The sequence below is a fragment of the Bacillus sp. MM2020_4 genome (assembly GCF_011250555.1).
Lineage (GTDB): Bacteria > Bacillota > Bacilli > Bacillales > Cytobacillaceae > Neobacillus.
Window position 1 is genome coordinate 1 of the sequence record NZ_JAANMZ010000087.1, and the last position, 4,459, is coordinate 4,459.

General features: G+C 35.8%; 5 protein-coding genes and 1 pseudogene. 5 read left to right on the plus strand and 1 reads right to left on the minus strand.

Annotated elements, in window-relative coordinates:
• Positions 1 to 168 precede the first annotated feature (168 nt).
• The 5 genes and pseudogenes from G6554_RS25040 (at position 169) to G6554_RS25060 (ending at position 3,233) form a co-directional block, all read left to right on the plus strand.
• On the plus strand, positions 169 to 501 hold the full coding sequence (locus G6554_RS25040; RefSeq protein ID WP_166246812.1) for a carbon storage regulator: 333 nt from the start codon (positions 169 to 171) through the stop codon (positions 499 to 501).
• Positions 502 to 638: 137 nt separating this feature from the next.
• Positions 639 to 2,234: a flagellin N-terminal helical domain-containing protein gene (locus tag G6554_RS25045; RefSeq protein WP_166246813.1), complete on the plus strand. Its 1,596-nt coding sequence runs from the start codon at positions 639 to 641 to the stop codon at positions 2,232 to 2,234.
• A 347-nt stretch (positions 2,235 to 2,581) separates the two neighbouring features.
• Positions 2,582 to 2,695 (plus strand): annotated as a pseudogene (locus G6554_RS25050) (flagellin); the annotation flags it as partial.
• Positions 2,696 to 2,775: 80 nt separating this feature from the next.
• Entirely contained in the window at positions 2,776 to 3,015 is a 240-nt protein-coding gene (locus G6554_RS25055; RefSeq protein ID WP_166246814.1) for a hypothetical protein, read from the plus strand.
• A 17-nt stretch (positions 3,016 to 3,032) separates the two neighbouring features.
• Positions 3,033 to 3,233 carry a YjfB family protein gene (locus tag G6554_RS25060; protein ID WP_166246815.1) on the plus strand — a complete coding sequence of 67 codons (201 nt, stop codon included), beginning with the start codon at positions 3,033 to 3,035 and terminating at the stop codon, positions 3,231 to 3,233.
• A 141-nt stretch (positions 3,234 to 3,374) separates the two neighbouring features.
• Here the strand turns inward: G6554_RS25060 and G6554_RS25065 are convergent, their stop codons facing one another.
• Positions 3,375 to 4,304 carry an endonuclease gene (locus G6554_RS25065; protein WP_166246816.1) on the minus strand — a complete coding sequence of 310 codons (930 nt, stop codon included), beginning with the start codon at positions 4,302 to 4,304 and terminating at the stop codon, positions 3,375 to 3,377.
• Positions 4,305 to 4,459: the final 155 nt, after the last annotated feature.

The window sequence follows — 4,459 nt, forward strand, 5'->3', positions numbered from 1 at the left end:
GTTATTGTCTTTCAAATAAATACATAAAAATATTGATAAAAACTACTAAATTTATTTTTCGATTATCCGATAATATGATTATGAGATTTGTAAAAGTAGTTTTTCATTAAATGAGTGAAAGCATGGGACAGACTTCTTGATGAAAAAAGGATAGGGGTGGCGCGCAAGGTGCTGATTGTAGGTAGAGAAGTTGGACAATCCGTGATCATTGATGATGAAGTCAAAGTTACTATACTTCAATACGGTTCAAAGCTTAAGCTTGCTATCGATGCTCCAAACCATGTTCGGATTTCTTCACTAAAACAAAGTTCGAACAAACTAAACAGGCTCAAAAAGACGGATCGTAAAATTGGAGACACAATACAAATTGGTGATCTTGTAGAGATTGCCATCATTCAAACACAAGCAGGTCTCTTACGATTCGCAATAGATGCTCCAAAAGAAATCAGTGTATTTCGTGAAGAAATATACAAAAAACATACAAAGGAGCTTATTAGCTAGTCAACTTTTGATTATTTAGTAGTTCTGTAACAATTTTTTTTGATAATAAGCCCATATGGGAATTATTATATAAACTTTGCGAAAGGGAAAATTTCGCAATAAAATTAGTAAAACAAAAAATAGGAGGTTTTTCACACATGCAAATCAATCATAATATTGCAGCACTCAACACATATAATAAATTGAATGCTGCATCAAACGCACAATCAAAATCAATGCAAAAGTTATCTTCAGGACTACGTATTAATAGCGCTGCTGATGATGCAGCTGGTTTAGCGATCTCTGAAAAAATGCGTGGACAAATTCGTGGTTTAGACCAAGCAGGTCGTAACGCACAAGATGGTATCTCAATGATTCAAACAGCTGAAGGTGCTTTAAATGAAACTCATGACATTCTCCAACGTATGCGTGAACTTTCCAACCAATCTGCAAACGGAACTGCAACTGACGCTGACCGTTCATCAATGCAAGACGAATTAAACCAATTAACATCTGAAATTAATCGTATTGGTAATACAACTGAGTTCAACACACAAAAGTTATTGAATGGCGGAGTTGGGTCTAATAATGGGGGTAAAATTACTGAAGCTGCAAGTGCTAAGATAGATGGTGCAACGACTTTTGTTGGAAACGCTGATGCATCTGCATTAACCAGTGCTACGATAAAAGTTGATGGTAAGACTTTTGATGTTACTTCAGTTCTTGGTAAGGATTTTACTGGTGCTGCTGTAACTAAAGACCAACTTATCGAACAATTGGGAAATGTAACTTCTGGCGGAACAAAATTATCTGACTTAGTCGATATTAAAGATAATGGAACTGCTTTATCTTTTACAGCTAAGTCTCAAGGTGCAAACAGTAGTTTAACAATAACTGCAGACGATGATGCTGCTGCCGTTATGTTAGGTTTTGCCGATGCGGCAGCAACCGGTACAGAGGTAAAGGGAACTCCAACAACTGTTGAGAGTCATGGTATCCAAGCTGCAGGTGCACTTGCAGGAGGCAATTCAGTAGCAGCTGATTCTACTTTTAAAGTTAACGTTGGAAGTGAGAGTGCAGTTACAGTTACATTAAAAGAAGGAAAAACTTACGATACAGGAAATGTTGACTCTAATGTTGCCAAATCTGCAATGGAAGATTTAGTTAAAGATTTAAACGCAGCACTACAAGAAGCTGGTTTGGATTCGAAAGTAACAGCTTCTCTTTCTAAAGATAATGAGGTTCAGTTTGTTTCAGAATCAGGAAAAGATATTACTTTAACTGATGGTACAGGTGGCCCATTGGCAGCGGTAGGATTTGCAGGTACCGAAACTGTAAAGAATGTAGATAAAGTTGTAGGGCCTGGGGCTCAAGGCTCTGGTTATAACACCAAATTCCAAATTGGTGCAAATACTGGTCAAAGTATGACTTTATCTATTAATGATATGCGTTCTGCTGCCTTGGGAATTACCGGTAATGCAGGTCAATCCGGTTTTACTGCTTCTAATTCAGTAACAAATGGTACAAATGATATCAAGGCAGAAGCTGGCTTAAATATCTCTAATAAAGAGGACGCTTCAAAATCAATTGCTGTTATTGATAAAGCTATTTCCTCTGTATCAACTGAACGGGGTAAATTAGGTGCTGTTCAAAACCGATTAGAACACACAATCAACAATTTAAACACATCTTCTGAAAACCTAACTTCTGCGGAATCTCGTATCCGCGACGTAGATTATGCTTTAGCTGCTTAACGGCAGTAACAAGTACAGTCGTCCTAGCTGGTAACGGCTAGAGATCATTATCGGGTGAATTGCTGGAAAACCCTTAGAGCTTTTCTTACCACAACGTAGTTGGAAACGACAGGCGTGAAGGTTATGAAAAAAGAAAAGATTGGGCAATCAGCAGCCAAGCTCCTATCTCGAAAGAGTGGAGAAGGTTCAACGACTAGGATAGACCATCTAAGGCGAAAGCTATGATGATGAAATCCATAGGTGAAACAATGGTCATCAGCATTGTGAATCCGAAGTGCCCGGCCCCTACTAGATTGCTAGAGGGTGAAGATATAGTCTAGTCATTTATGAAAGTAAATGTTCGCACGATGGCGAAAGAAATGATGAACCAAACTAAGAACTCTATTCTATCTCAAGCTGCTCAAGCAATGCTAGCTCAAGCAAACCAGCAGCCGCAAGGAGTTCTACAACTTCTTCGTTAATTTTAATTATGAAAGAGGCTCTAGATTTCTAGAGTCTTTTTTCATATTAGACAGTACATAGCTGTTGATAGGAGGGACTAATGGATAACCCAGAGCAAGAACATAAAAAGTTTCTCGAACAACAGCTTCATTGGTGTAAAAAACAAGATCGTATCTTGAAAAAGATAGAAATGAAGCTTCATGAGATGAAAAAAGCAGCTCAATATGTTCTTGAACATGAACCAACTTCATTAGAAATAGTGCAGTTAAATGCTCAATTAAACGAGTTAAAAATTGAAGTTCATTTTTTAGAAAAGAAGTTGAACTCTGTTATCCAATAGGAGTAAGGAGATGTTTTATGGATATCGCATTAATGTCAATGGTATTAAGTCAAGGACAAGTTCAGCAACAAGCATCTATGTCGGTTATGAAGATGGCAATGGGAAATGCAGAACAAAAAGGCGAAGCTATTAAGAAGTTATTAAGTACAAATGATGTTACTGCCATCCTACACGCTGCTCAGCCACAATTGGGAGGGAGTATTGATTTAAAAGTATGACTAAAAAGGTAAAGAGTAATCTAAATTTTAAGGATTACTCTTTACCTTTTTTAGATGAGAATAGAAGATGTGAAACAATTAGTACCTTGTTTAGGAAACGCACGGATATTAGATTTCGAAAATTGGATTATTTTTGAAAAGTCAAATTTCTAAGAAATTATTTCGGAAACAGAGTGTGATAATTTGACTGTTTGTTAAGCCCGTATGATTTTTAATGAATTGTAGATTACCATTATACTTACCGTGAATGATTATTTGAAAGCCTTTTGTTTCTTGGGTTAAGGTATTGGGTACAATTACCTTTTTAAAAAATTCTAAATATCTTGTCCTATCCATAACAATATCTTTTAATGTGTTTAGAAATGAAAGTTGCTGATTTATTTCCATTGTGGGTTTCGTTAGGTGGATATTACTTGGTAGGTAAATGGTTGTTCTATTTTTGCTTACAGTTGAATGTTTTGGAAATATTATTTTCCTTTTCATTGAAGAGTGCATATACGGTTCAACTAACCGAAGGAAATAATAGATTTGTAGTTGATCATATAATATAAGTCGATTTTGAGAATCTAGCTTAAAAAGGAGGTGGAATTTTCTTGCCAAGACACCAATTAATCGACGATTTTCTGCAGAAGTAAAGTTGTCTGTTGATAAAATAATCTTTTTGGGGGTATTTTCTTTTCTAGTTAAGTGTCCGTCGTCTTGATACCACCAAGCTAGAGCTAGTTCATTTAAGTATTTTTCTAAAAAGGGGAAAGGAATTACCTTTTTACGATTATTATACCATTTACATTCTAACCAAGTAATGAGAGGATCTGTTCGGGATTGCACCTGAAAACATTCAGTGTATCCCTTTTTTATTCTTTCGTCTACAACTTTTTTGTAGTATGGTGGCGTGAAATGTAAATCCTTCCTTAATTTTTCATAGCAAAAAAAACACCATTCTTTATCAATAGTTGAATGAATAAATTGGAACCTTGGCTTTCGGCCTTTTTGCTTCGTTATGCATCCATCTCCTAATAACTTTCCAGTTACCATATTCAAAATTTCAGTCGAAAGATTCGAATTGCACATTTAAATCACCACCCGAAACATTTGTTCTTACTATATTATACATTTATGAAAGATGTTGTTCAAAGCTATTTGACTGAGAGAGTGTCATTTTAATCAACAATTGTAAGGAACCCTAATCTTTAACGACTCAAATTGGGATAGATTGTATATAGAAT

What these genes read in the sequence shown, in the direction of transcription:
- G6554_RS25045 (WP_166246813.1), top strand. Translation starts at nt 639, where the DNA reads ATGCAAATCAATCATAATATTGCAGCACTCAACACATATAATAAATTG.
- G6554_RS25055 (WP_166246814.1), top strand. Translation starts at nt 2,776, where the DNA reads ATGGATAACCCAGAGCAAGAACATAAAAAGTTTCTCGAACAACAGCTT.
- G6554_RS25060 (WP_166246815.1), top strand. Translation starts at nt 3,033, where the DNA reads ATGGATATCGCATTAATGTCAATGGTATTAAGTCAAGGACAAGTTCAG.
- G6554_RS25065 (WP_166246816.1), bottom strand. Translation starts at nt 4,304, where the DNA reads ATGTGCAATTCGAATCTTTCGACTGAAATTTTGAATATGGTAACTGGA.